Below are 25726 nucleotides of genomic sequence, written 5' to 3' on the forward strand. Positions count from 1 at the left end.
GAGCATGAATAAGAAGAGTTTATTGTCCAACTTTTATATCGCTATGGAAGCGGTGATTGCCAATAAGGTTCGGTCGCTCCTGACAGCGCTGGGTATAATTTTTGGAGTAGCCGCTGTAATTGCCATGTTGGCCATAGGTAATGGTGCACAATCCGAAATTCTGGAGCAGATAGAATTGGTGGGCGTGAATAATATTATTGTTCAACCAATGGTTGAGCAAGTAGAGCAGTCACTTGGCGAAGAAGAGGAAGATGCTAACAAATTTTCTCCGGGACTTAAGCTACTTGACGTAGAGAGTATTAAGAAGAGTATTCCTGGCATTAAAAAGATGAGCCCCGAGATACTCTTAGAAACCTATATCATCAAAAACGGGATAAGGAGATCATCAAAATTGGTTGGTGTTGAACCTAGCTATTTTGAAGTGGCAAATTTCGAGCTGTATGAGGGTAAAATGTTCTCAGAGAAACAGCTGGAAAAAGGTGCCCCGGTATGTATTATAGGTAAAGCTATTCAATCAAAGTTTTTTGCAAGAGAGAATCCTATTGGTAAAAAGATTAAAGTTGGTAGCCAATGGCTTGAGGTGATCGGAGTTTTAAAGGAAAGATATATCTCTGAAAAAGCGATTTCTAACTTAGGAATCAGGGACTATAACATGGATGTGTACACGCCTATCCAGACGGTGCTCATAAGATATATTAACAGGGACCTAGTAACAGGTTCTGGTCTTAAAAAGAATTTCGGCACAAGCTTTAGATTTGGTGGTAGAGGAGGCTTTTCCATTACAACTACGACAACTTCAGACGATGATAAGCCAAGCAATTATCATCAGATTGATAGACTAGTGGTTCAGGTGAGTGAGTCTGAAAAGTTGAGCCCTACTGCAGACGTAATGGCCCGAATGCTGGAGAGAAGGCATTATGGAGTTGTAGACTTTGAGATATCAATTCCAGAACTGTTGTTAAAGCAACAACAGAGAACTCAAAATATTTTTAACATCGTATTGGCTGCAATTGCAGCTATATCCTTGCTCGTAGGAGGTATTGGTATCATGAATATCATGTTGGCCTCTGTACTTGAACGAATTAAGGAAATTGGACTGAGGCTTTCCATAGGAGCAAAGAAGAACGATATCATTATGCAGTTTCTTTTTGAGGCTGTAGTGATTTCTGTGACAGGAGGAATTGTGGGTGTTATACTCGGGGTTGGTTTGGCCTATGCCGTTTCAAGCCTGGCAGACTTCCCGACTCAGATCAGCTTTATGTCCATCCTAATATCGTTTGGAGTAGCAGCCACCGTAGGACTAATTTTTGGAATTACTCCGGCCAAACGTGCCGCAGAGCAGGATCCTATTACATCATTAAGACACGAATAATACTAGATATATGAAGAAGGTCATTTTTCTATCACTGGCAATTTTTTGCCTATCTCAAATATCATTTGCTCAACAAAAAAGAGTACTAACGCTAGATGAAGTCATCGAACTTGCTAAGGCTAACTCTCAAAGTGCTCAACTCGCTGAAACTCGAAGGAATTTAGATTATTGGAGTTACAGGGTTTTTAAGGCTGGACTGAAGCCTCAACTTTTGTTAAGAGGAACTGTCCCAAGTTATACTAACCGCGCAGATGCGATAACTCAGAATGATGGTACGGTTGCTTTTAGAAATGTCAATCAGAATAATTCACAGTTGAGTTTAGGTTTACAACAAGTCTTACCCTGGACTAACACTACAGTTTCATTTGAATCAAATGTTTCTAGATTTGATAATTATCTAGAGGGTTCTGAGACGACTAGGTTTCAAGGTGACCCTGTTGGGATTACAATATCTCAACCGCTTTTTGCCGTAAACCCATTTAAATGGGACAGGAAAATTGAGCCATTAAATTATGAGCAATCTAAGAGAGCCTATGTTCAAGATATTGAGGATGCTTCCAGAAGAGCTGCTAGCTTGTTTTTTCAGTTGTTGATTGAGCAAAAGAATCTTGAAATAGCAGAACAGAATAGGTCTGCCAATGATACTATTAATAAGATTCAGCAAGGTAGATATAACATTGGTACAACAACTGAAGATGAAGTGTTGAATGCGGAATTAAACTTGATTACAGCACAGAGTAATGCTGCTCAGGCGAAATTGAATGTTCAATCGAACACACTTGATTTGAGAAACTTCATTGGTTTGACGGATGATGTGGAAATTGAGTTAGTTCCACCTGCTGATGCACCTGAGTTTCAGGTTGATTATGAAGAGGCTTTGAGATATGCAAAAGAGAACCGCGAGGAATACTTAGACTTTAAAGTAAGAAGGTTGGAAGCCCAAAGAGGGATCGCAGACGCAAGGGCAGCTCGTTTTAGTGCAACCCTTAATGCGAGTTATGGTTATGTCAGTGCTCAAACAGCACAGCTCAGTGGAGTATATGATGGAAGTAACTTGGCCGGAGGATCTAGAGTAAGCTTAAATTTCTTTCTACCTATTCTCGATGGAGGAAGAAATAAAGCTAGAATGAATCAGGCAAGAGAAAGACTAAACTTGACTGAGTTCAATATCCAGCAGGAGCAAGTGACTTTTGAGCAGACTATTGCAACTGCAGTACGTAATTTTGATCAAATCTTGAGTCAGATTCAAATTTCCTTAAAACGACAAGAGATTGCCCAAAGAGGTTTTGAGGTAACAAATGGTCGTTATCTGGCGGGTAAGGTTGGTATACTTGACTTGAATAATGCTAGGGATACAAAAGATTCAGCGATTAGAAATTACATTGATGCGTTGAGACAATATTGGGATGCCTATTATCAACTGAGAACGCTGACCTTATACGACTTCAAAGAGGGTAAATTACTATATAACCCACTGTTAGAGTATGATCCCAAATCAGATTCAATGGTGGAGAGAATTCAGGAGAAATAAGAGACCAACAGAAAGAAAAGGTCCTTCCGAATTTCGGGAGGACCTTTTTTATTGCCCTGTATAATTGAAAGGGCTGATTGCCCTGAGTTCCTTTTTGATATTCTCAGATACATTGAGGGTTTCAATGAACTCCTTAATGGTAGGCTCAGTCACCTTGGTGTTCTTCCTAGTAAGGCCCTTCAACGCTTCATATGGTTTTGGATAGCCTTCACGTCTAAGAATGGTCTGAATTGCCTCGGCCACTACCGCCCAGTTATCTTCTAAATCTGCATCAATCGCGGCTTGATTGAGTTCAAGTTTGTTGATACCCTTTACTAATGACTTGAGAGCGATTAAAGTGTGGCCGAGCGGTACCCCTACATTTCTAAGTACTGTAGAGTCTGTCAGGTCTCTTTGAAGTCTAGATATAGGCAGCTTTGCCGAAAGGTGTTCAAATAGTGCATTCGCAACGCCAAAGTTACCTTCGGCATTTTCAAAGTCTATAGGATTGACTTTATGAGGCATGGCCGAAGATCCGATTTCACCTGCTTTGATCTTCTGCTTAAAGTAGTTCATTGATACATATTGCCAGACATCTCGAGAGAAGTCTATCAATATAGTATTGATCCGCTTCAACGCATCAAACAATGCGGCTAAATGATCATAGTGCTCAATTTGTGTCGTTGGGTGGCTTCGTTTTAAACCTAAGTATTCACTCACGAAATGATCCCCAAATTCAATCCAATTTTTATTCGGATAGGCTACATGGTGCGCATTAAAATTGCCTGTCGCGCCACCAAATTTCGCAGCAAAGGGAACGTCACCAAGTTGAACCAACTGCTCATCAATCCGCGCACTGAAAACCTCCATTTCCTTACCCAGCCTTGTAGGTGAAGCAGGCTGTCCATGGGTTTTTGCCAGCATAGAAACTGAGGCCCATTGTTGACTCATATTCTTGATAAGGTCATTGACCTCTAAAAGGGCAGGCTCAATGACTTCATGTAAGCCTCTCTTCAATGTCAATGGAACAGAAGTATTATTAATGTCTTGAGAGGTCAACCCAAAATGAATAAACTCTTTGAAATCACTCAGGCCCAACTGATCGAATTTCTCTTTAATAAAGTACTCAACCGCCTTAACATCATGGTTGGTAGTTTTTTCAATCTCTTTGATGGAATTAGCATCCGCTTCTGAAAAATCCCTGTAGATATTTCTCAATGCATCGAAAAGGCCCTGATCCACACCTTCCAATTGAGGTAGAGGTATTTCGCATAGCGCGATGAAATATTCGATTTCTACTTCTACTCGATATTTTATAAGAGCAAATTCTGAAAAATAAGCACCTAGGTTGGTTGTAACTCTGCGGTATCTTCCATCTACTGGTGAGATTGCCGTTAGACTATTTAATTCCATTAAATCCGATTCGTTTCTGAGAAAGGCCAAAGATACAAAATGAATGGTGTAGTGCTATCTCTAAAAGCAGCTAATGCTCTTAAGATCACTTCGTTTCTTGTGATATAGTCCTTACTTTTGCGTGATCAAAAAATGGAGCAATTATAAACTAATACTTGCTCTGAATGGTTAAGCAAAGAGTATTCGAATTTTAGCATTGAGACTATGGCATTTGGCTTATTTAAGAAGAAGGAAAACAAGGTTTCTGAAGTGAAAACTGGCTTTTTAAACCTAAAAGTGAAAGAGGTAATTCGTGAGACCGAAGATGCGATGAGTATTCACTTCGAACAACCTGAAGGTGAAACACTTTCCTATAAATCTGGTCAGTTTTTAACTGTAATTGTCAATGTCAACGGTAAAGAAGAAAGAAGGGCTTATTCGCTTTGTTCATCACCATATACTGATGCATACCCGGCTGTTGCGGTTAAGAGAGTTGAAGGAGGAGTTGTTTCAAATTATTTAAACGATTCGATCAGTACTGGTGACACAATAAAGCTAATGGAGCCGAACGGCAATTTCACCACAGAATTTGCTAGCGAGAATAATAGGCATATAGTTCTTTTTGGAGGAGGAAGTGGAATAACTCCCCTCATGTCGATCGCGAAGTCAACGCTAGATCAAGAGCCAAATTCAAAAGTGACTTTGGTCTATGCCAATAGAAATAAAGAGAGCATTATATTCAATGAAGCTATCAAAGAGATGAGTGCTGATGTCAGGTTTGACGTTGTTCATGTCCTTGAAGCAATTACCGATGAATTTGAATGCCATGAGGGTTATTTGAGCCAAGAGATTATTGGGAATGTTCTGAAAGGAGTTGATGTGAGTAATGCAGAATTCTTCATCTGTGGACCCACCCCTATGATGGATTTGACCCTATCATCCCTTTCTGCTCTAGGTGTTCCTGATAACCAGGTTAGAAAAGAAAGCTTTGTTTCAGCTGCTGATAGTGCTAAAGAAGATAATGCCAATGACGGAGAGCTTGTGGCTAGAGAAATCACTGTGATCTATGATGGTGATGAGTACAAGTATACGGTAGAGCCAGATGAGACTATTCTGGAAAAAGGTTTAGACGAGGATGTGGATCTCCCTTTCTCATGTCAAAGCGGACTATGTACAGCCTGTAGAGGAAAATGCCTGTCTGGTAAGGTTAAAATGGATGAGGATGAAGGTTTATCCGAGGCCGAGATCAATGAGGGATATGTTCTCCCTTGTGTGAGTCATCCACTGACAGATGATGTGGTCATAGAGATTGGCTAGTTTCAAAAGATTTCAAACCCGAAGATATTCTTCGGGTTTTTTTGTCCCCAAAGTTGTAACACATTCGCCATATAGATGTCTAAGGCATAACAATTGACCTTTGCCTTTTAGGCAGATTTTCATTAAATCATAAAAATGAAGCTGAAGGAGCAGATTACAATAAACAACGATGCACTCCTAACACAATATCTGGAAGTGAGGCGGATGACTGAAGAGATATGTGAACCTCTTCAACCTGAGGATTTTGTAGTCCAACCGGTGGTTGATGTTAGCCCTCCGAAATGGCATTTGGCCCACACTACCTGGTTTTTTGAGAACTTTATTTTGAAGAGTCACCTCAAAGACTATAAACTTTTTGACAAAGACTACCATTTTCTTTTCAATAGCTATTATGAAACGGAAGGAGATCGTTGGGTAAGGTCTGAAAGAGGTGCATTGACCAGACCGTGGGTGAATGAAATAATGGCATACCGTAAGTATGTCGATGAGCATATGAGGCACTTCCTCCAGGATTGTCAATTGGACGAAGCCTTATCGGATGTGTTGACTATTGGAATCCATCATGAGCAGCAACACCAAGAGCTGTTAGTCTATGATATCAAACATATACTAGGTATAAACCCACTTTTTCCTACTTACAAGGCTTTCAATAGTTCTGAAATAGAACCAAAATTGGACGAGAAATACCTCAAAGTTCCCGAAGGGCTTTATGACATCGGGTATGAAGGAGATGATTTCCATTTCGATAATGAAGAAGGTAAGCATAAAGTTTTTCTTCATGAATATCAGATATTGGATAGGCTTGTCACTGCGGGAGAGTTTATCGAATTCATTGAAGCAGGAGGCTATGAAAACCATAATCACTGGTTAATGGAAGGCTTTGAGTGGGCCAAAAAAGAAACTATCAAAGCTCCTTTCTATTGGTTTAAAGAAGATGGCGTTTGGAAGCACTATACCCTCGCAGGTTTGGAAGAGGTAAACCCAAATGAGCCTATCACACATATCAATTTCTATGAGGCGGATGCTTTTTCTAAGTGGAAAGGAAAAAGACTTCCAACCGAATTTGAATGGGAAGTTGCTTGTAAAAAGTATCAAGCCGAAATACCCGATTCTGCTAATTTTTTAGATAAGAGACACTTCAGGCCGATGCCGCGTGTTGGTAGTGATCATCAGTTCTATGGGGACGTATGGGAGTGGACCAACAGTGCTTACCAACCTTATCCATTTTATCAGAAAGTAGAGGGTGCGCTTGGGGAGTATAACGGTAAATTTATGATCAACCAAATGGTTCTTCGAGGAGGATCCTATGCTACCATGAAAAATCACATAAGACCTACTTATCGAAACTTTTTCCATCCACATTTACGTTGGCAGTTCACAGGCCTAAGACTAGCGGAGACATTATAGTATGAGCGAGACCAAAGAGGCATTAAATGCCTTTGCAATAGATATCAAATCGGGACTTCAGTCGTCACCGAAGACCTTACCTTCTATGTATTTCTATGATGAAACAGGGGATGCCCTGTTCCAAAAGATCATGGACCTTGATGAATATTATCTAACACGTGCAGAGTTCGAAATTTTCGTTCGCCAAAAAGAGGAAATTTTAAAGGCGTTCTTAGGAGAAGATGAAGGTTTTCGATTGGTAGAGTTAGGCGCGGGTGATGGCACAAAGACTAAAGTTTTACTAGCGCACTTCCTGAATGAAGGAGTTCCATTTACCTATTCGCCCATAGATATTTCTGGAAGCGTACTTGAACAACTGAAGGATGACCTTAAGGGAGAGCTACCTTCTTTAAAGGTAGAGCCTATAGTAGGGGAGTATTTTTCAGCACTTGAAGCCCTTGCAGCGAATGATACCTCAAAAGAAGTAGTCTTATTTCTAGGTTCCAATATTGGAAACTTTGATAGAGCCGCTGGAGTTGATTTTTTAACTCATGTTGGAGAAAACCTTTCCTCTGGAGACATGCTCTTGATAGGTTTTGATTTGATGAAGAACCCTCAAAAGATATTATGCGCTTACAACGATAAGGAGGGGGTGACCAAGGCATTCAATCTTAACCTGCTAACTAGAATTAACAATGATCTGGGTGCCGACTTCAACATTGATGATTTCGATCATTTCCCAACCTATGATCCACTTACGGGAGAAACCAAAAGTCATATTGTTTCAAAGAAAGCCCAGACGGTCTATATTGAGGCTTTGGATGAGTCATTTTCTTTCGATGCATGGGAGGCAATCCATACAGAGGTTTCCCAGAAGTACTCCCGAAAAATGATTGAAGCATATGCTTCGGAAGCAGGGTTTGAGATTGTTCAAAACTTTGTTGATTCTAATCAGTACTTCGTAGACTCCCTCTGGAGAAAGGTGTAAGACGCAACCAATAGTCTCTTTGCTCGTTCTTTTCCATCATGAAGAACTATCTGATCGTCATTCTGCTTTTCATTTTTTCGGTATCACATGCGAAGTCATTTGAGCTTCAAGGAACGCTTAGTAATAACCAAATTATCTCCAGCAGGGTGCTTGACTACGACTTGTGGTATAGGGTATATACACCACCCAATTATGATGAGCTCTCGGATTTGCCAGTTATTTACTTGACTGATGGTCAGTGGTATATCGAGAGTGGGAGAATGCACGAAGAGATTGATTTCTTAATTACACAGGGCAAGATCAAGCCTATTGTGGCAGTGTTTGTAGATAATAGGGACCCACATAACCTGAAGGACAACCGAAGGAATAAGCAATTTTTAGGTTATGACAATTATGTAGATTTCTATCGAAAGGAGCTCGTACCTCATATTGAAGAAGCCTATAAGGTGAGCGATCGCCAGGTGGATCGAGGGATTATGGGTCTTTCTTTTGGGGGCCTCAATGCCACTTATTTCGGTGCTAAGGGTTCAGATGTTTTTCATATGCTCGGTATCCAGTCTCCGGCCTTACATCCTGTGCCAGACATTTATCGATACTATGAAATGAGAAAACCTTTGCCAGTAAAAATATTTCTGAGCACTGGCTCGAAAAATGATACCGAAGTACATGCGAGAAGACTCAAAGAAAGTTTAGAACTCAAGAAGTACGAGTTTAAATATATAGAGGTGGATGAAGGGCACAATTGGAGAAATTGGCAACCACTACTTGATGACGCCTTAATCTATTTCTTTGGTACCTAGAGGGGTTTGAACTGTTCAAAAGCCTGCAGGCAGTTGTGACAGTAGTGCATTGATCTGCATAGCGTAGGGCCAAAAGGAGTTTTCATTTCCGTATTCTCGCTCCCACAATGAGGGCAACTTGCCCGCTCAATAATGTCAATATCCACAATCATGTCATGCTGTGGTGGAGGTGCTAATCCAAAGTCTTTTAATGCCTTTCTACCCTTTTCAGAAATCATATTTGAGTTCCATTGTGTTTCGAAAGAGATGTTCACATCATAGTCTGTAACGCCTCTTTTTTCCAAGACATCTAGGACATCTTGCTTCATGACATCCATGGCTGGGCAGCCCGTAAAGGTGGGTGTCATATCCACTGTAACCTTGCCCTTTGAATCAATGTCAATACCCGTAATGACTCCAAGGTCATTTAAGGAAAGTACAGGGATTTCCGGGTCTTTGACCTCATCCAGCCATTCTTTGATAATTCCCTTTGTAAGACCCTGAGTTTCCATATTCAATTACCAGTCAGCGGTTGGATCTACTTTAAATACCTCAGACATTTCGTCCAGTAGAGGTTGAAGATGCTCGGAATGGTCGCCATAACGGCCACCAAAGACAGGAGTGAGGCTTTCCATATTGGGAAGTGTCAAACTCGTTTCAGAGATTACATCAATTACTGCATTCTTCCATTGGCCCTTGAGGGCTTCTTCTCCAGCAAAGACTCTGGAGTCGATCAAATCCTGCTCAAACTTTGAAGGTTCGAACAAGCCTAAAGCATAGGGCATCGCTTCTACCAATGAATTCTGAAGTCTTGAAATACTTTCTTCCGTAGCCGAACCTAATTGCTTGATCCAAATCTTAGCATGCATGCTATGGTATTTGGTTTCGCCTTTGATTTTCTTTGCCAAGTTGGCTAATGGCTCAAAACTTGAATCCGCCAACATCTGGAAACGGATCAGTTCGGCAGTGTCAAACAGAAAATGCCTAATTAAGCTGAAGTCATACTCGCCATTCGGAAGTTCTACGAACTGCGAGTTATGGAACTGTTCCGCATTCCTCATGAATGCTACCGTATCAGGGTCAGATTCACCCAGCTCGTTCAAGATCTTATAAAGCTGCCAGCTTTGGCCCACTTTATCTTGCGCCATTGATGAGAAGGCAATATCCTCTTCTAAAAGTGGGCCAAAACCTGTCCACTCAGAATTTCTATGGCCAAGGATCAACTGATCATCGGCCATCTTGTACAATAAGTCTTTGATTGCTTCCTGGTTCATCCTTGAGCTTGTTCTTCTTTAAATGCTTTGATCTTATCCGCTGCTCTATAGTCAATAGCATCGCGGTATTTCTTTTCCTTCAGCGTATTCCAGATGTCTACATCTTCTTCGTCAGACATCAAAATGTTCTCAGATTTGGTAATCCATACGTTGAATACCGGTTTACTCCTTGGGTATGTCTCCTTGGCTGCTAGCAAGCCATCTTCAAAATCCTTGGCCTGTACATTACCAATGTATTTATGCTGTTTCCCGCGTTTTAAAAGATGAAATACCTCAAACGATTCAGAAGTATCGCCTGAATACTGACCTTCAAAAGTATCATAGATATCTTGTTGGTTATCAGTGAAATTTGACACCTGAATTAATTCTGTTTTAACCACGCAGAGTGCATTACAGAACATGCCTCTTCTACTAAATTGCTCTTTAGCAAAAAGGAATGCCATTTCTTCATTGGGAGCATGCACAATTCCGGCATGTTCAAAAGGTTTACCTTCCTTAGTCTGTACAAAGGCTTGATAAGTTTCAAACTGATCCAATTGCTCTTTGCTAGCCATTGGAGTTTCGAACTCTTCTGGCAGGGACAACCTGTTAACTCTTGGGTCGAGTGATTTTAACATCCGTGATTATGCTAGTGGAGTAACATATTTTGCCTGAGGAGCCAATAACGCTTGTCTCACCCATCTACCTCTCTCTTCGGCCATCCTTCTTACGGCAAGACGTTCCTTGTTGCAAGGGCCATCACCATTAATGACTCTTTTGAACTCTTCCCAGTCAGGCTCGGTAAATTCCCACATACCTGTGGCTTCATTCTTTTTCAGGTTCTCATCCGGAATGGTTAAACCAAGTTCCCAAATTTTAGGTACGTACATGTCTAGGAACTGCTGACGACACTCGTCATTAGACGCCATTTTTACTTTCCAGCGCATTAAAATCTCTGAGTGAACAGAAATTTTGTCCGATGGGCCGAAGAAGTGCATCATAGGCGCCCACCATCTGTTGACAGCGGCTTGCATCATTTCACGCTGCTTTTTTGTACCTGTAGCTAGGTGGATCACACAGTGGTGTCCGTATTTTAGGTGAAAGGACTCTTCGGCACAGATACGCTCTAAGGCTCGGCAATAAGGTCCATAACTCCCTTTAGAGTTAGCCAATTGATTAACGATTGCTCCTGCGTCTACTAACCACGAAATGAAGCATGAATCAGCCCACGTGAATGCCGGATAGTTAAATATGTTTGAATACTTTGATTTACCTGAAATCAAATCTTCAATCATTTGTTCCCTTGGTTTGCCGAGTGTTTCAGCCGCAGAATAAAGCAATTGTGCATGACCGACCTCATCTTGCACTTTGGCCATAAGGGCCAGTTTTCTTTTGAATCCAGGAGCTCTTGTAATCCAAGTTCCCTCCGGTAGCGCACCTATGATTTCAGAGTGAGCGTGTTGCTCAATCATGCGGATGAGCTGCTTTCTATAGAGCTGCGGCATCCAGTCGGTTGGTTCAATTTTTTCTCCCCGATCAATTCTAGCTTCAAATTCAGCTAATTTGATCGGATCTTCCTCGGCCAAGGCCGTGGCTTTCATCGTTTCGAATACGTTTCCACCTCCGTACATATCTTATTTTTTTAAGCCGTTTAAAACTAAATTAGAGAGTTTAACACCTACTTCTTCTGGTGTAAGAGAACCCTCTGGTTTGTACCAATTATGTGTCCAGTTGAGAGAGGACAGAATGGCAAGCATTGTAAATTTTTCGTCTACCACTTCGAACTCGCCCGAAGCAATACCATCTTTTATGATTTGAATAAATCTGCCTTCATAGTCATCGCGCATCGCTAGGAAATCGCTTAAATAAGGCTCACTCAGATGCCGCCATTCATTAAAGAATACTGCCGATGCATCGGTGTTTTTAGTAATCACCTTTACATGCGCTATGGCAGCCTTATTCATTTTGGCCGATGCACTGTTTTGCTCTGACTCAACACTTTTCCATGCCTCAAAAAATTCATCCGCCATGCGAAAACATATTTTTTGAAGAATTTCTTCTTTAGATTTGATGTGAGAATAGAGACTAGCAGCTTCTATACCGAGTACTTGAGCAAGATCTCTCATGGAAGTGGCCGCATAACCTCTTTCTCTAAAAAGGGTTGTAGCCTTTTCCTCGATCTGCTGCTTTCGATTCTTTTTGACTAGAATTTCCATTCATCCAAAGGTAAACATACTAACGTTCGTTAGCAAATTATTGTTTTGAACAATATTGACTAAATATATGAAACTGAGAGACTCCGATTTCGACAAAACAAAGTTTATAAAATCATTAGAATCGATCATATACCTTTTTCTGGTATTGCCATTGATCGCTTTCGGTTGGGTTTTTTTAGAAAAAGAGAAGGTAGGTGGGCTGAGGGCTACATTCTTCGAAAACACTGACGTCATGTTTCATAGTGTAATGGCCATCGGTATTGGTTATATTCTAATGAGAACAACGGCCACCTGGAAAAGAGATATCCTAAGGGCTTTGGATAAAACGCAGGAATTAGACGCAAAGATGTCTGCCGTCCGTAAGCCTATTATCTATAGAAATTTGATGTGGGCCCTTGGTGCTGGTATAGGTGCCTATGGTTTATACGAAAAAGGCGACATGGTCTATGCGCTGGTGTTTACAGTGTTTCTATTGCTCATCACATCTAACCGACCTAGCGAGCGTTACTTCGTGAAGTTCTTTGGCCTGAAAGGTGACGAAAAGGATTGGATGCTGAAATCAGGCACGCCCAAATAAAAAAGGCTTCAACATATATATGTTGAAGCCTTTTTTGAAGAGTGTCTAGTAATTTAGAAGATCACACCAATACTGACTGGGTTCAGTTGAGGTCCGCGACCATCTTCGAAAAGTTCGTTCATGTCATAGTTGACGAACATATCAAAGCCATCAATACCAATTTGCAATCTCATACCATACCTAAAATCATTTATAAAGAAGCCTCCTTTGTCCTTGACTTTGTCTCTGCCGTCATCATCTTTAAAGATATATTTGGCCTTGTTGCTTAGCCGCAGACCAACATAAGGTCCCACGCCAATTCGGAATCCTCTTCTAGTACTTGCTGCTATTCTCACATCATCTTCTTCATAGACTCTGACGAGTCTTTTTCCTCTACCGAAGTCGAACATTGGTACCGCTGTAAAACTTAGATAAGTGACTTTCAACTTACTCTTAATGGCACTATTGATTGTCAGATCTTCTACAAAATTGAGTTGCCCTCCATTTGGATCAAGACGTGTTGCAGCGTTCTCAAACTTGTAGTTATACCAAGTGAGGCCACCACCCCAGTCAAGGTATAGTAAGCCTGAAACATATGAAATACGGTTCCAGCCTATGCCCACAAAAGTTGAGCCTATAGGCTTTACCTGATAAAGATCACTTGATGAAGGGAATTCTCCGTCATCCAGGAAGTTGGCTAGGCCATACTCAAAGTTTAATCCTTTTAAAGTACCATGATCGTGTTGCTCATAATATTCGACATTTCTTGATCTTCTTCTTCTACTTCTCCAATCTCTGTCCCAATCATCTTCTATTTCAAGTTCAATGCCTAAAAAGCCAAATCTGAGATAGAAGTCATTGTCTGAAATATATAAGCTGTTGCTTTTGTACTTAGGAATGCTCACAATGGTATCGAGTCGCTCGAAGTCATTGTATCTTCCCCAGCGCCATTGGGCGTCAGCGGTTTGAGCTGAAAACCCTACTATGGCGCAAATCAGTAGTATTCTGTATACGTGTTTCATATATGTTTGAATTTTGTCGATCAGACCTGACCTTGGTTGGCTGATGCTCTTACGTCTGGTATGAGCACCAGGCCAACGGGTCTAATCGTTTTGAGTTATTGAACTGTTGTTTAAAATATTACTCCGAAAGTGACAGGGTTTAGCCTTGGGGCATTCACATCATCTTCGAATAATTCTGTTAGATCATAGTTGAAAAAAAGGTCGAAAAAGTCCCAACCCACTGTAGCTCTAACACCATATCTGAATGGGTTAATGAACCAGTTGTCCTTGATTTTTTCTTTTTGCTTATCTCCTTCAGCATCATCGTATTTGTACTTAGCATGAGCCCCGATTCTATAGCCGGCATATCCACCTAAACCTATTCTAAAGGCTCTGTATCGACCAAATGATATGGTAGGTACAAAGTGGAGATTGATGTGACTCATGCTGAGCTTACTCTTTCTACCCGAAACATTCGTGTCTTCGGTAAACGTGATGTCGTTTGCTCCCTTAAGGACTCTTACTCTGGTATTTTCGAAGCTAAAATCTTGGATACTTACACCGGCACCCCAGTCTAGGTAAAGTGGACCGAACACGTGTGTTACGTTGTCAAAGTTCACTCCTGCGTACCATGATGATAAGGGTTGAAGACTCAATAGAGAGTTGCTATTGGGTAATTCGTCATCCTGAAGGTAATTGTTCAGCCCCAAGTAAACGTTGACGAAATTTTCGGTTCCTCTTCTAGGGTAGTATTTGTCGATTCCCCACTCGCGGTCCCAAAAGCCGTTGATACGTCTACTTCTACGACTTCTTCTGGTAATCGAGATGTCGTCCTTGTAACGGTTTTGTACTTCTTCCTTATAAAGGTCTTCCGTTTTCCACTCGTTCACTTCGGATAATACCGCAAGACGTTCGAGATGAGAATTGGCCGCCAAATCTTGTGCATTGACTTGACTAAGGCATAATGTGACCAGCATTAGCACCATGGCTAGTTTAGAGATAGTTTTCATTTTTATAGATTTTGAGTTATTGATTACTTTTTGTCGAGATTGTCATCCTCGTTGTCGAGATCATCGTCCAGATCTTCATCATCTTCTCCTTCAGCACTACCATACTTAAGGTCGTTATTGAAGAAGTCATTCTTGGACTTTCTCATTTCTGATAAACCGATCTTTCCGCTATTCACACCTTTGGCCACAGTGACTAGTCCACTGAGTAAACTAAAGCGTTTCTTTTTCTGAGGTAAATCGGCAACCACTTGATTGCTTTTTATGAATGAATCTAAATCGATAGATGGATCGATCATTAGGCTCATTTGAGCCATGCGCTCGGAGATATAGAATTTCGGAGCAAGTCTTTTCGGAACTTCGATCATCTTAAGTTCCATAAATTCGCGCGCAACTATTGACTCCTCATTGGCTACAGACAATGTAATAGCAGGCACTACTTCATCAGTCTCTTCTTGAATTTGAGTCACTTTGGACTCATCCTCTTTTACTTCAGGAGTAGCCGTTGCTTCAGCTACCAGTTCCTGAGGTTTAAGCTCTTCAGGTGTCAAGATTGCAGGCTTTGCTTCCCCTGGAGCCTCTTGACCATTCTTATTAGCCTCTTCTTTGACTTCAGTCTTCTGACTGAGCGCGTTCTTGGTGCTCACTTCGCTGTCAGATTTATTAATCATGATCCAGCCAAAAGCGAAAACCAATAGGATGGAAGCAGCTATGCTAACCCAGAAATAAATGCCTTTCTTAGACTTAGTAGGGAGTTGGGTTTCAATCTGGTCCCAAGCGGTTGAAGGTGCGCTTATTTTATTGGATGAAAGTCCTTTCTGGAATAATTCATCGATTTTGTTACCCTTCATATCTTACTCTTTTATCATTCAAATATTCTTCAGCTTCGATCAAGAGTCTTTGTAGGTGTCCTCTTGCTCTACTTAGTTGAGACTTCGAAGTGTTCTCACTTACTCCCAACTTTTCTGCTATTTCCTTGTGTGAAAAGCCTTCTATGGCATATAAATTGAAAACGGTCTTATAACCTGAGGGGAGTCGATCTATTAACTTTTGTAGATCTTCCACCTCTAGCTGATCCTGAATCTGACGGTAATCAGGTTCTCTTTCAGCTTTTTCAATCTCAACCTCCAAATACATGCTCTTATTCTTGCGGATGTAGGAGAGTGCTTCATTGACCATTATTCTTCGAATCCAGCCTTCAAAACTTCCTTCTGATTTAAACTGGTCGATTTTGGTAAACACTTTCGTGAATCCGCAAACCAAAACATCTTCTGCCTCAGAGCTGTCGCTGATATACCTACGGCATACAGCGAACATCATGGATGAGTACTTTTCGTACAGATCCCGCTGCGCTTTTCTGTCGCCTTTACGGCATTCTTCGAGAAGCTTCTCTTCAGATTTTGACCTTTTGATTTGAAGCATTTTTTGGTTGACTACACAGGGTAGATGTATGAATGATAAAATGGGTTGCACCCTAATAGAGATTTTTTTTCTCTAAAGGCTGCATCCCTATATAAAAGTAATACTTAATGACGGTTTAATGGGTAAAAGGATGGAGGCAAGAATGCTCTCACCTCCATTAATCATGACCTTTGGGTTAGTATTTGCTAATGGTTGCTGAGTTGCCCTCTTCTTCTATATCTACTTCAGGATTTCCTTTGTAGCGAATAGATGAAAAACCAAGTGCACGAATTTTCAGATAATCGCTGACATTGATTCTGACTCTGGCCTCAGACCCTGTCTCAACTTCAGCCTCTCTGATGATGGCCTCGTATCCGTAGAGTCTCGCCTTCTTTACAACAAGTGCCTCTAGCTTATCGACCGTGGCGGACATGTCGACACGGGACTCACCCATGATTTTTAGGTCGAGTTTATCCAGCGATCCATCTATTGAGAACCTGGAATCTTCATCAGTCCTGACCTCCAGATAAGGAATGTCTTTCGCTTCCATCGTTAGTTTGGCACCATTCTTCAATGTAATTCGGTCCATGGTCGGAGCTGTGATATATACTTTTACATTTGACCAATTACCACCGGTTCCGTCTTCATCGATAACAAGCTTGTCACTAGTCACGCTCCCCAATATTCTCTCGACTTTAGATTGTGGCCCTTCGATACTAACCGAATATTGATCGTCTATGGCAAAGCTTGCGTCCATGTTGTCCCAAATTTCGATTTTGGAAAAGGCTTCCACATTCAGTGAACGACTATAGCTACTGTTGCTACTTCTGGATCTTTGGTTTGTACCTGTTGCTTCACAAGTAAGGCATTCTAACCTTCCATTATCGTTGAACATCCAGGTGTTCCGGTAGATTTGGAACCATGAATAGCGATAGCTGAAATGATGTAGAATCAAGCTCATATCCCTTTCCAGTTTGAATGGAACATTTTTCGGAATGTATAGGGTGACGTCTGCTTCCTGGAACCTGAATTCTGCTCTATCATCGAAAGTGAGCTCAGAATCAAAAGTGATCTTTGAACCCTCCACAGTGTAGTTGTAACTAACATCCTGAGCATTCATTTCTGCATCTCTTATGTTTCTGCCTCTGGCATGAAATCTCTTTTTGATGCTGAATTCACCGTCTCTACTGGCAATTAAATCCAGATCTGTGAATTCTGATTCCCATTCATATTGAGTATCACTTCGGTATCTGCGAGAGTCATAACCTCTATTGGTGATCACATTGATGTCAAGCAAGAGGGTATCAGCCTCCATGCTGATTACTTCAGATTCCTCATAGTAGCCTTCATCTCTAAAGTCTCTAATGACATTTGGGATCAAAGCAAAAGAACCTACAACGGCTATCATCCAGATGCCCAGAATACTCCAGCCAACAGAACTGCTCATCACTCTTCTTTTCGCGATGATGGTGATACCTGCAATGAAGACATAGAGGAATGGAATGAATATGGCCGTAAGTACAAAGAGTACGCCCAACTCAGGGAAAGTATTGGTAAAGACTTCGTAAGGGAAGTAAGTAAACTCGTCTCCATAGAAGAACCAATCTCCATTATAAAGTCCCATTAATACTCCAGCAGTAACCAACAAGGAGAACATTACAGAAAGACCAACAATTAGAATAATACCTCCGGTGAAAATTCTCACAGCCGCTACAATGAAGAGCATGAGTGGCGCGAGTGCTTTGCCCAGTGCACTGAATATTCTTCCAACCAAACGGAAAGGGAATAATAATACCGTAGTGAAAGTATTCTCATCTTTTGGATTAAGGTTTTCCTCTTTGGTTTTCTTAATGTTGGAGTCAATGTTTGAAAGGGTCACTTTTTGACCTTTCATCTGCATTTTGTCTGTAAGCGAATTAGCCTTTGGAGCAATGATCCAAAGGATAATGTATGATAAGATGCCGACTCCCCCGAAGGTGAGTACGATGAAGATTATCCGGAAAACTATGGCATCCGTTCTAAAATAGTTTGCCAAACCGGAGGCTACACCGCCAAGTACCCTATCATCAGGATCTCGATAGAGTTTCTTTACATTTTCGTTAATAACCAGGTTGTCATTTCCTGGAATCACTATCCATAAAATTACATAAGCGAATAGCGATAAGCCTGTAGGTAGAAATACGATGAAAAGAATTCTGACCCAAATGGAATCAATATTGAAATAGTGCGCCAGACCAGAGGCAACACCGCCTATTAGCTGATTACTAGTGTCTCTCTCAAATCTTCGAGGAGCATCGTCAGATCTCTGCGCACGTTTCTTTTCAGACGTTTTCTTTTTCGAACCGCTTTTCGCTTTAGGCTCATTATTGTCAGCTTGAGCAAAGTCCGCTTCTTCTTCCATGGCCTCGAAATCCGAGATTTGACCCATGGTGCTAATGAGTGCATTTACATCGTCATTGGATATGACTTGCTTATTCTCATCAAGTTTCTCTAAGAAGAGCTCTGCTATACGGCTTTCTATGTCGGCTATAATTTCTTCACTGTCTTCATAAGAAGCGAAGTATCGATTGATGGAGTCTAGATATTTTTTAAATCTATCATAACCGTCTTCTTCTATGTGGAAGATGATGCCGCTTATGTTTATGCTTATGTTCTTTTTCATGACCGCTTACTTAGTATTTGAGATGATTTGAGAAGTTGAAGTGACGAGTTCTTGCCAAGTGCTGCCGAGACTTGATAAAAACTCTTGTCCAGAATTTGTAATGGTGTAGTACTTTCTCGGTGGTCCCGAATTTGATTCTACCCACTTATAGTCGACCAAACCGGCCTTCCGCAACCTTGTGAGCAAAGGATAGAGCGTCCCTTCCACCACCATGATTTTGGCGGAGGTCAGTTCTTCTAGCATATCCGATGCATACACTTCACCTCTGGAAATAATGTTCAGAATGCAGAATTCGAGGATTCCCTTCCGCATTTGCACCTGAGTGTTTTCTAAATTCATCTTGTTTTTCTTTTAAGATGTTGACCTTGTAATGCAAACATACGAAAAAAGGTACTATGTGTTGCATAGTACTATATAAAAAATATTACCTTGTAGTGTATTATTGTTCCGAGGAGCTCGGTAAATCGGTCTTAATGATAGCGAAATGACCCTTTTATGTTAAAAAGTAGTCGTTTCAATAAGTTGTAAGAGAAAATTCGTTTGATAGAGTAGGTATAATTATTTTTGAAGTGTACTAGTGCTGATAAATGCAGTTTTGAGATCATTATTTCGAGTTTTCTGGGGGGCACTACTCATCCCTATTTTATTTCACCCGTTTGATACTTTGGCCCAAACTACGCCAAAGTACAGTAATGAATTTCTCTCTATTGGGGTGGGAGCACGAGCACTCGGAATGTCAAATGCCATGACCTCTGTGGTTGATGACGTTACTGCTGCCTATTGGAACCCCGCTGCTCTCACAGATATTGAATATCGCTATCAATTTGCCTTTCAGCATGCGGCTTACTTTGCCGGAGTAGCCAATTACGATTATGTCGGTGCAGCCATGGCCATTGATACGGACAGCCACTTAGGGCTTGCCATAATCCGATTGGGGATAGATGATATTCCAGATACGAGATTGCTTTTTGATGATCAGGGTAGAATTGACTACAGCCGGATTCAGTTTTTCAGTACATCAGATGTAGCTTTTATTCTGTCCTATGCCAGGGGTGTGAGTTTCATTGGGGGTGAGGACTTTGTCGAAGGCGGTGGACTTACCTTCGGTACGAGTTTCAAAGTAATCAGAAGGAAAATTGGTGCGTTTGCAACAGCTTGGGGCTTTGGTCTGGATTTATCCGCTAAGTATCGTTTCAATGATTGGGATTTTGGCTTAATGATTCGAGACATCTCTACCACATTTAATGCATGGTCCATTGATAAGGAAGCTCTAAGGTCTTCCTTCAGTCAAACCAACAATTCACTGCCTAGTAATACCCTCGAGTTGACCTTGCCGAAAATGATTTTTGGTGCATCTCGAACTTTCACGCTTTCGGACAAAATTAGTATGCTGGCCTCTGCCGATCTCGTATTCACATTTGATGGTCGCAGAAACGTGTTGGTGTCAAGTAAGTTGTCTTCGCTCGATCCGCAGATGGGCTTTGAGTTCGGGTATGAAAATAAGTTCTTCCTTAGAATGGGTTTTGGCAACTTTCAAAGGGTGAAAGACTTTTCGACAGGCGATGCCAGTTCAGAATCCACTTTTTGGAGCTTTCAGCCTAATATGGGTATGGGGGTGAAACTGGACGACTTCACGATCGACTATGCCCTTACGGATATTGGAAACGTAGCTGAATCTCCGTATTCACATGTTTTTTCTATTCGATATTCGTTAGAAGCGCTGCCAGGTATTTATGCTCGTAACAAAAGAAGGGTTAAAAAGAGGGAGGCGAAAGATGAGAACTAAGCTTTTACTTTTTCTCCTTCTGTTAACCGTGAATATCGCTGTAGTGGCGCAGCGTCAAGGGAACGAGTGGATCGACTATAATCAGACCTATTTTAAAATCAAGACAGGCTCCGATGATATCCATCGCCTAACACCAGCCGCTTTGCAGACTGCTGGCATTGACCTAAATACTTTGAATTTGGCTAACCTTCAGCTTTTCCATAGAGGAAATGAGGTGGCAATACATATAGAAGATGGTGGTGATGGTGTGCTCGATGGCAGTGACTTTATCGAATTTTACGGTAGACGAAATGACGGTACTCAAGACACAGAATTATTTTATCGAGCGGCCGATCAAATTCACAAGTACTACAACCTCTTTTCTGATACTACTTCATTCTTTTTGACCGAATCAAGTCTGCCAGGCTTAAGAATGGAAGAAGTGAATATTGACCCAAGCCCTTTGACTCAAGTGAGTCTTCATACTGAAGAGATATTGAATGTGCAAACCAACAAATTCAGTTTTGGACAATACTACGATATCGGTAATCCAACAGGAGAAGTCAAAAGATCACTTTACGATCGAGGTCAAATGTTTATGAGCCGTGAAATTATGTACAATGACTTTGGCTTGTCCAGAGACCTGAATTTTCTTGACGTAGCCTTGAATGGAATCAACTTACAAGATGAAAGTCAGGGTAAACCTCAGCTGACTGTGCAAATTGTTGGCTTCAATAATGTGCAGCACAGAGCCTCTGTTTATGTCGGACCTGATACGGATAATCTGAGACTGGTAAGGAGAGATGTTGAGATACTTTATAGCAATTTCGGAACCGTGAACACTCAAATAGAGTGGAGTGACGTAGCCAACGGCCGAGTTATTGTCAGGGTGGAGGTTCTTGGTTCTGGTGACCCCAATGTTCAAATTGATGATAGAATAGCAGTTGGTTTTATCACTTTAAAATACCCACAGCAGATAGATGCCCAGTCTCAGGACAAGCGGGTTTATCTGAATCCGGCAACAGGAAATCAGGGTGTTTCCATATCTAATGTTGATGGGGATGTCAGGCTTTATGATATTTCTGATTATCGGAGTCCCAAGAGAATTTCAGGACAGCTTGCAGCGAATACTTTTACTGCCGGAGTGACAAATGATGCTAATGGAAAAACGCTCTTCTTAAAAAGAGCAGATGGTATTGTCGAGCCTAGTGTTGAACCGGTAACTTTCAAATTCCAGAACCTTTCTCCTTACAACTATTATATTATTTCCCACCCCTATTTGAAGCAACCGGTTGAGGGCTTGTATGATGACCCTGTTCAAGCCTATGTAGATTATAGATCATCAGTGGAAGGGGGGACTTTTAACGTGCTTTATGCCGATGCCCCTGACTTGTATGACGAGTTTGGATATGGAGAATTTACTCCTTTAGCGATACGCAGGTTTATGGTTTCGGCTTACGCACAAGGTGTTCCCGAATATCTGTTCATCATTGGTAAATCAAGCAGGGTAGACATTAGGTCTCAGCGCTTATCCGATCCACTGGCGACATCCAGAAGAGAATTAGTGCCGACCATGGGGGCTCCAGGTTCTGATATTATGTATGTGGAAGCACTTGATGGCAGAGCACACTTTCCAGCTTTCCCGGTAGGAAGACTTTCGGTTACGGAACCAGCGAATGTGGCATACTATCTTGACAAAGCGAAGGAGAAGGAAGCCACTTTGAAGGACTCTCCCTGGACAAAGAATTTCATTCAGCTCAGTGGCGGCTTGAATACTAATGAGCTGAATCGATTCAGGTTCTTCATTGACAAGTTTAAAGATGTTGTAGAAGATGATTATTTGGGAGCGGCAGTGACTAACCTTTCAAAAAGTAATAACAATGCTGTTCAAAACTTCAATATCTCTGAGCAAATCAATAAAGGAACTGGCTTTGTTACTTTTTTTGGTCATTCTTCTGCCAGGTTCACAGATATCGATATCGGAAATGTAACGGATCCTAATTCAGGTTATGATAATAAAGGTCGATACCCGGTGTTTATAGTCAATGGCTGTCGTGGAGGTGAGATATTCTTCTTTTCATCTTTTGGAGAAAACTGGATTGGTGCTCAAGATAAAGGAGCGGTTAATTTTCTAGCGCATAGTGATGTCGGGATTCCAAATGTCTTGGAAGAGTATACCGAAAACTTCTATGAGGTTATGTCGGATACGCTCTATATGACGCAGTCGATCGGTAAGATTCAACAACAGACCATCTTAAGGCAGCTCAATGGCTTTTTGCCTGATGAAGCGGATTTTGCAGCGGTAGAACAGACCGTGCTTCAGGGTGATCCAGCGCTTCAGGTTTTTGCGCATGATAAAGTGGATTATATCGTTCGTGAAGAAGATATTTTCAGAGAATCAATAGATGGTAGACCGATTACATCTACTACACAGTTTTTTAACCTTGGTGTTGTCATTAACAATGCGGGAAGAACTACTACAGAACCTGTTACAGTAACCGTTAGAAGAACACTTTCTGATGGCAGGGTCTTGGAGTTACCCGAAATAGAAGTACCCGCAATTAGAAACAGAGATACCGTCTACTATGAGATAAGTAATCAAGGCTTAGATGTCTTTGGCGAAAATAAGTTTGAGGTTTTCCTTGATCTGGAAAACAAAGTGGATGAAGGAAGTGAATTAAACAATACGGCCGAAAGTGTTTTCTTCTTTACAGCGTCTGGTACTTTTAATACTGCTCCAGCCAACTTTTCTACCATTAGTGAGACAGATATTAGTTTGGTGCTTCAGTCATCAGACCTAAAAGTAAATGACAAGACATTCAGGGTGCAACTTGATACTGTGAATACCTTTGACAGTCCCTACCTGCAAACGACAACCTTAACGGGGAAAGGATTGGCAACCTGGGATGTTGAATTACTTCCGGCCACTGTCAATGACACGATACGCTATTATTGGAGAAGTATTTTTGAAGAAGAGTTAGCAGATGACCCCCAGCCTTGGACGAATTCCACATTTACATTTATTGAAAACGGAACAGAAGGCTGGGCACAGACTGAGTTTGATCAGTTTGAAGAACTTAGCCTATCATCTCTCAGTAAAAGAGAGGATCAAGACTCCTGGATTTTTGCGGGAACCTCAACTACAATAGACGTGGCTACATTTGGTGATAACCACCCTTCAGGAGGAAGGCCATTGGATGTTACCATAGAAATCGATGGTTTCTCATTGTTTAGCAATGAACCTAATCGCTTTTGTGCCACCAATTCTATTAATGCCATAGCCTTTAATAAAGATAGTGGTAGGCCCTACTTGATCTTGCAAACACCAGGGCAAGAGTTTGAAACGCAAGATCCATTGAACTGTGGGGTGACACCTCAGTTTATCAATAGGTTTACTCCAGCCATGTTCAGTGATGTCAATACAACAGGCGATCAGAGACTTCTCCGTCAATACATCAATGGGATGGATGATGGAGATAGAGTGCTCTTCTTTACAATTGGATCTGCCCTATTTGGTAATTGGGATGATGAAACAAAAGCTGATTTCGGCAGAGTTGGAGTCTCGACTTTTGCATTGAATACTATTTCCTCAGACAGTGATCCTTTGATCATTTTTGGGACTAAGGGAGCTGCCCAGGGAAGTGCTGATTTTATTCAAGGAGTACCTGCAGGGGCCGAACCAGATGCATCAACCACAGAAATTAATTTTTCAACAACCATAAACGCGAGCACCGATAGTGGAACGGTGTTCTCACCGGTAATTGGCCCAGTCAGTCAGTGGGGAAGGTTGATAAAGAGTATTATTACAGACCCGGCTGAAGACGAAGTGGAGTTTGAAGTAAGAGGTCGACAATTGGATGGTACGGAAGTGACGCTGTTTACTGTTAACAGTGTGGATGAAGTAGACCTGAGTAGCATTGATCCTAATCAATATCCTTTTGTAAGGCTTTATGTCAATATGGTGGATAGAGTTTCAGCTACTCCTGCCCAGTTGGATCAGTGGTCGGTAAGTTACCAGGGTGTTCCTGAGGGAATTATAACACTACAGAACGATCGCAATCAGGATATCGAATTAGAGGAGGGAGAGCCTTTCAGTGCAGCATTCCAGTTTACTAATATTTCCGAATATGACTTCCAGGATAATCTGAACATTAGATATACTCTTACCAATCAAACATCTAATGAGGAGACTACTGAAACTGCACAGATACCTCCGGTAGCTGCAGGTCAGACGGTGGCCTTTGATTTACCGATCACTACAGCGGGTCGTATTGGCCTGAATGACTTAGAAGTGGTGATCAATCTTGGAGATGAGATCGAACAGTTCACAAATAACAATGTAATTCGATTGGAGTCCTTTTTCAACGTGATCAGAGATGAGGTGAGTCCTTCCATGGACGTGACCTTCGATGGAGTATATATAGTCGATGGTGATGTGATTTCGCCAACACCGCTGATTGAGATTGAATTACGGGACAATAACAATTTCATCTTCAAAACGGATACCCTCGGTGTGGAAATGACGCTGACCGAAATTTGTGAAAGCGGATGTGAGCCTCAGCGTATCAGCTTTTCTGACCCTGGAGTAACCTTTACACCGGCCTCGGAAAACTCGAATTTCAGAGTAGCATATCAACCCGATGAATTTGCAGATGGTCAATATTTGTTTCAGGTGAATGCTACGGATGCTTCAGGAAACCAGGCCGGTATTGGGCCTTATGAGATTAATTTTGAGGTAGTGAATGAGTCTACAGTCACGCATTTCTATCCTTATCCGAATCCATTCTCCACAAGCACCCGCTTTGTTTTTACCCTGACAGGAAGCGAAATTCCCGATCAGATCAAGATTCAAATCTTCACGGTATCTGGAAAACTGGTAAGGGAAATTACTCAGGATGAATTGGGGCCACTGCGTATTGGAAACAATGTTTCTGAGTATGCCTGGGATGGACGCGATGAATTTGGCGATTTACTGGCTAATGGTACCTATCTCTATCGCGTGCAAATCCAACATAGCAATGGTAGCAGTCTGGGTAGGCGCTCCACCTCAAAAGACAAAGCCTTTGATAATGGTTTTGGGAAGATTGTGATTATTAGGTAGAGTCAAACACGGATTATATC

Annotated in this window: 21 protein-coding genes; 9 read left to right on the top strand and 12 right to left on the bottom strand. The window is 41.5% G+C overall.

From position 1 onward, the window contains the following. The first annotated feature begins 4 nt into the window (after positions 1–4). Entirely contained in the window at positions 5–1372 is a 1368-nt protein-coding gene (locus BFP97_RS18725) for an ABC transporter permease (RefSeq protein WP_069843880.1), read from the top strand. A gap of 10 nt (positions 1373–1382) precedes the next feature. Continuing rightward, positions 1383–2903 carry a TolC family protein gene (locus BFP97_RS18730; protein WP_069843881.1) on the top strand — a complete coding sequence of 507 codons (1521 nt, stop codon included), beginning with the start codon at positions 1383–1385 and terminating at the stop codon, positions 2901–2903. Positions 2904–2951: 48 nt separating this feature from the next. On the opposite strand, the gene purB is transcribed toward BFP97_RS18730, so the two are convergent. After that, on the bottom strand, positions 2952–4295 hold the full coding sequence (gene purB, locus BFP97_RS18735; RefSeq protein WP_069843882.1) for an adenylosuccinate lyase: 1344 nt from the start codon (positions 4293–4295) through the stop codon (positions 2952–2954). A 204-nt stretch (positions 4296–4499) separates the two neighbouring features. Here purB and BFP97_RS18740 point away from each other — a divergent pair, with 204 nt between their 5' ends. The 4 genes from BFP97_RS18740 (at position 4500) to BFP97_RS18755 (ending at position 8765) form a co-directional block, all read left to right on the top strand. Continuing rightward, positions 4500–5591, top strand: a complete 1092-nt coding sequence (locus tag BFP97_RS18740; RefSeq protein WP_069843883.1) for a ferredoxin--NADP reductase — start codon at positions 4500–4502, stop codon at positions 5589–5591. 135 nt (positions 5592–5726) lie between these two features. Beyond that, on the top strand, positions 5727–6998 hold the full coding sequence (gene egtB, locus BFP97_RS18745; protein ID WP_069843884.1) for an ergothioneine biosynthesis protein EgtB: 1272 nt from the start codon (positions 5727–5729) through the stop codon (positions 6996–6998). Position 6999: 1 nt separating this feature from the next. Further along, a complete protein-coding gene (gene egtD, locus BFP97_RS18750; protein ID WP_069843885.1) occupies positions 7000–7965 on the top strand; it encodes an L-histidine N(alpha)-methyltransferase in 966 nt (321 codons plus the stop codon). A gap of 38 nt (positions 7966–8003) precedes the next feature. Continuing rightward, positions 8004–8765, top strand: a complete 762-nt coding sequence (locus BFP97_RS18755; RefSeq protein WP_069843886.1) for an alpha/beta hydrolase — start codon at positions 8004–8006, stop codon at positions 8763–8765. Here BFP97_RS18755 and paaD read toward each other — a convergent pair. From paaD to BFP97_RS18780, 5 genes are read right to left on the bottom strand one after another with little or no spacing between them, the layout of a single operon-like run. Continuing rightward, positions 8762–9256, bottom strand: coding sequence for a 1,2-phenylacetyl-CoA epoxidase subunit PaaD (gene paaD, locus BFP97_RS18760; RefSeq protein WP_069843887.1), 495 nt, complete (start codon positions 9254–9256; stop codon positions 8762–8764). The two genes, BFP97_RS18755 and paaD, sit on opposite strands and share 4 nt — an antisense overlap. Before the next feature lie 6 nt (positions 9257–9262). Further along, on the bottom strand, positions 9263–10018 hold the full coding sequence (gene paaC / locus BFP97_RS18765) for a 1,2-phenylacetyl-CoA epoxidase subunit PaaC (protein WP_069843888.1): 756 nt from the start codon (positions 10016–10018) through the stop codon (positions 9263–9265). Next, positions 10015–10635, bottom strand: coding sequence for a phenylacetic acid degradation b (locus BFP97_RS18770; RefSeq protein ID WP_069843889.1), 621 nt, complete (start codon positions 10633–10635; stop codon positions 10015–10017). Before BFP97_RS18770 ends, paaC begins: the two co-directional genes overlap by 4 nt. Positions 10636–10641: 6 nt before the next feature. Further along, positions 10642–11628: a 1,2-phenylacetyl-CoA epoxidase subunit PaaA gene (gene paaA / locus BFP97_RS18775; RefSeq protein ID WP_069843890.1), complete on the bottom strand. Its 987-nt coding sequence runs from the start codon at positions 11626–11628 to the stop codon at positions 10642–10644. 3 nt (positions 11629–11631) lie between these two features. Continuing rightward, complete coding sequence (locus BFP97_RS18780; RefSeq protein ID WP_069843891.1) at positions 11632–12213, bottom strand: TetR/AcrR family transcriptional regulator; 582 nt, start codon at positions 12211–12213, stop codon at positions 11632–11634. Positions 12214–12280: 67 nt separating this feature from the next. On the opposite strand from BFP97_RS18780, the gene BFP97_RS18785 reads away from it, so the two are divergent. Continuing rightward, a complete protein-coding gene (locus BFP97_RS18785; protein ID WP_069843892.1) occupies positions 12281–12790 on the top strand; it encodes a hypothetical protein in 510 nt (169 codons plus the stop codon). A gap of 53 nt (positions 12791–12843) precedes the next feature. Here BFP97_RS18785 and BFP97_RS18790 read toward each other — a convergent pair whose 3' ends face one another. The 6 genes from BFP97_RS18790 to BFP97_RS18815 all read right to left on the bottom strand — a co-directional run bounded on the left by BFP97_RS18790 (position 12844) and on the right by BFP97_RS18815 (position 19179). Beyond that, entirely contained in the window at positions 12844–13791 is a 948-nt protein-coding gene (locus BFP97_RS18790; RefSeq protein WP_069843893.1) for a hypothetical protein, read from the bottom strand. 110 nt (positions 13792–13901) lie between these two features. After that, positions 13902–14780 carry an outer membrane beta-barrel protein gene (locus BFP97_RS18795; RefSeq protein ID WP_069843894.1) on the bottom strand — a complete coding sequence of 293 codons (879 nt, stop codon included), beginning with the start codon at positions 14778–14780 and terminating at the stop codon, positions 13902–13904. A 23-nt stretch (positions 14781–14803) separates the two neighbouring features. Further along, positions 14804–15628 carry a hypothetical protein gene (locus BFP97_RS18800; protein WP_069843895.1) on the bottom strand — a complete coding sequence of 275 codons (825 nt, stop codon included), beginning with the start codon at positions 15626–15628 and terminating at the stop codon, positions 14804–14806. Then, positions 15618–16199, bottom strand: a complete 582-nt coding sequence (locus BFP97_RS18805) for an RNA polymerase sigma factor (protein WP_069843896.1) — start codon at positions 16197–16199, stop codon at positions 15618–15620. The genes BFP97_RS18800 and BFP97_RS18805 overlap by 11 nt, the downstream gene beginning before the upstream one ends. 175 nt (positions 16200–16374) lie before the next feature. After that, the gene (locus BFP97_RS18810; protein WP_069843897.1) at positions 16375–18840 is read right to left on the bottom strand and encodes a PspC domain-containing protein; all 2466 of its coding nucleotides are present in this window, start codon (positions 18838–18840) and stop codon (positions 16375–16377) included. Between the two features lie 6 nt (positions 18841–18846). Then, positions 18847–19179 (bottom strand): PadR family transcriptional regulator, encoded by a 333-nt coding sequence (locus BFP97_RS18815; protein ID WP_069843898.1) that lies wholly within the window; start codon positions 19177–19179, stop codon positions 18847–18849. A 256-nt stretch (positions 19180–19435) separates the two neighbouring features. On the opposite strand from BFP97_RS18815, the gene BFP97_RS18820 reads away from it, so the two are divergent. Both BFP97_RS18820 and BFP97_RS18825 read left to right on the top strand, forming a co-directional pair. Further along, the gene (locus BFP97_RS18820) at positions 19436–20626 is read left to right on the top strand and encodes a PorV/PorQ family protein (RefSeq protein WP_255399518.1); all 1191 of its coding nucleotides are present in this window, start codon (positions 19436–19438) and stop codon (positions 20624–20626) included. Next, complete coding sequence (locus BFP97_RS18825; RefSeq protein WP_170827511.1) at positions 20616–25706, top strand: C25 family cysteine peptidase; 5091 nt, start codon at positions 20616–20618, stop codon at positions 25704–25706. The genes BFP97_RS18820 and BFP97_RS18825 overlap by 11 nt, the downstream gene beginning before the upstream one ends. Positions 25707–25726 lie beyond the last annotated feature (20 nt).

This window comes from Roseivirga sp. 4D4 (assembly GCF_001747095.1).
GTDB lineage: Bacteria > Bacteroidota > Bacteroidia > Cytophagales > Cyclobacteriaceae > Roseivirga.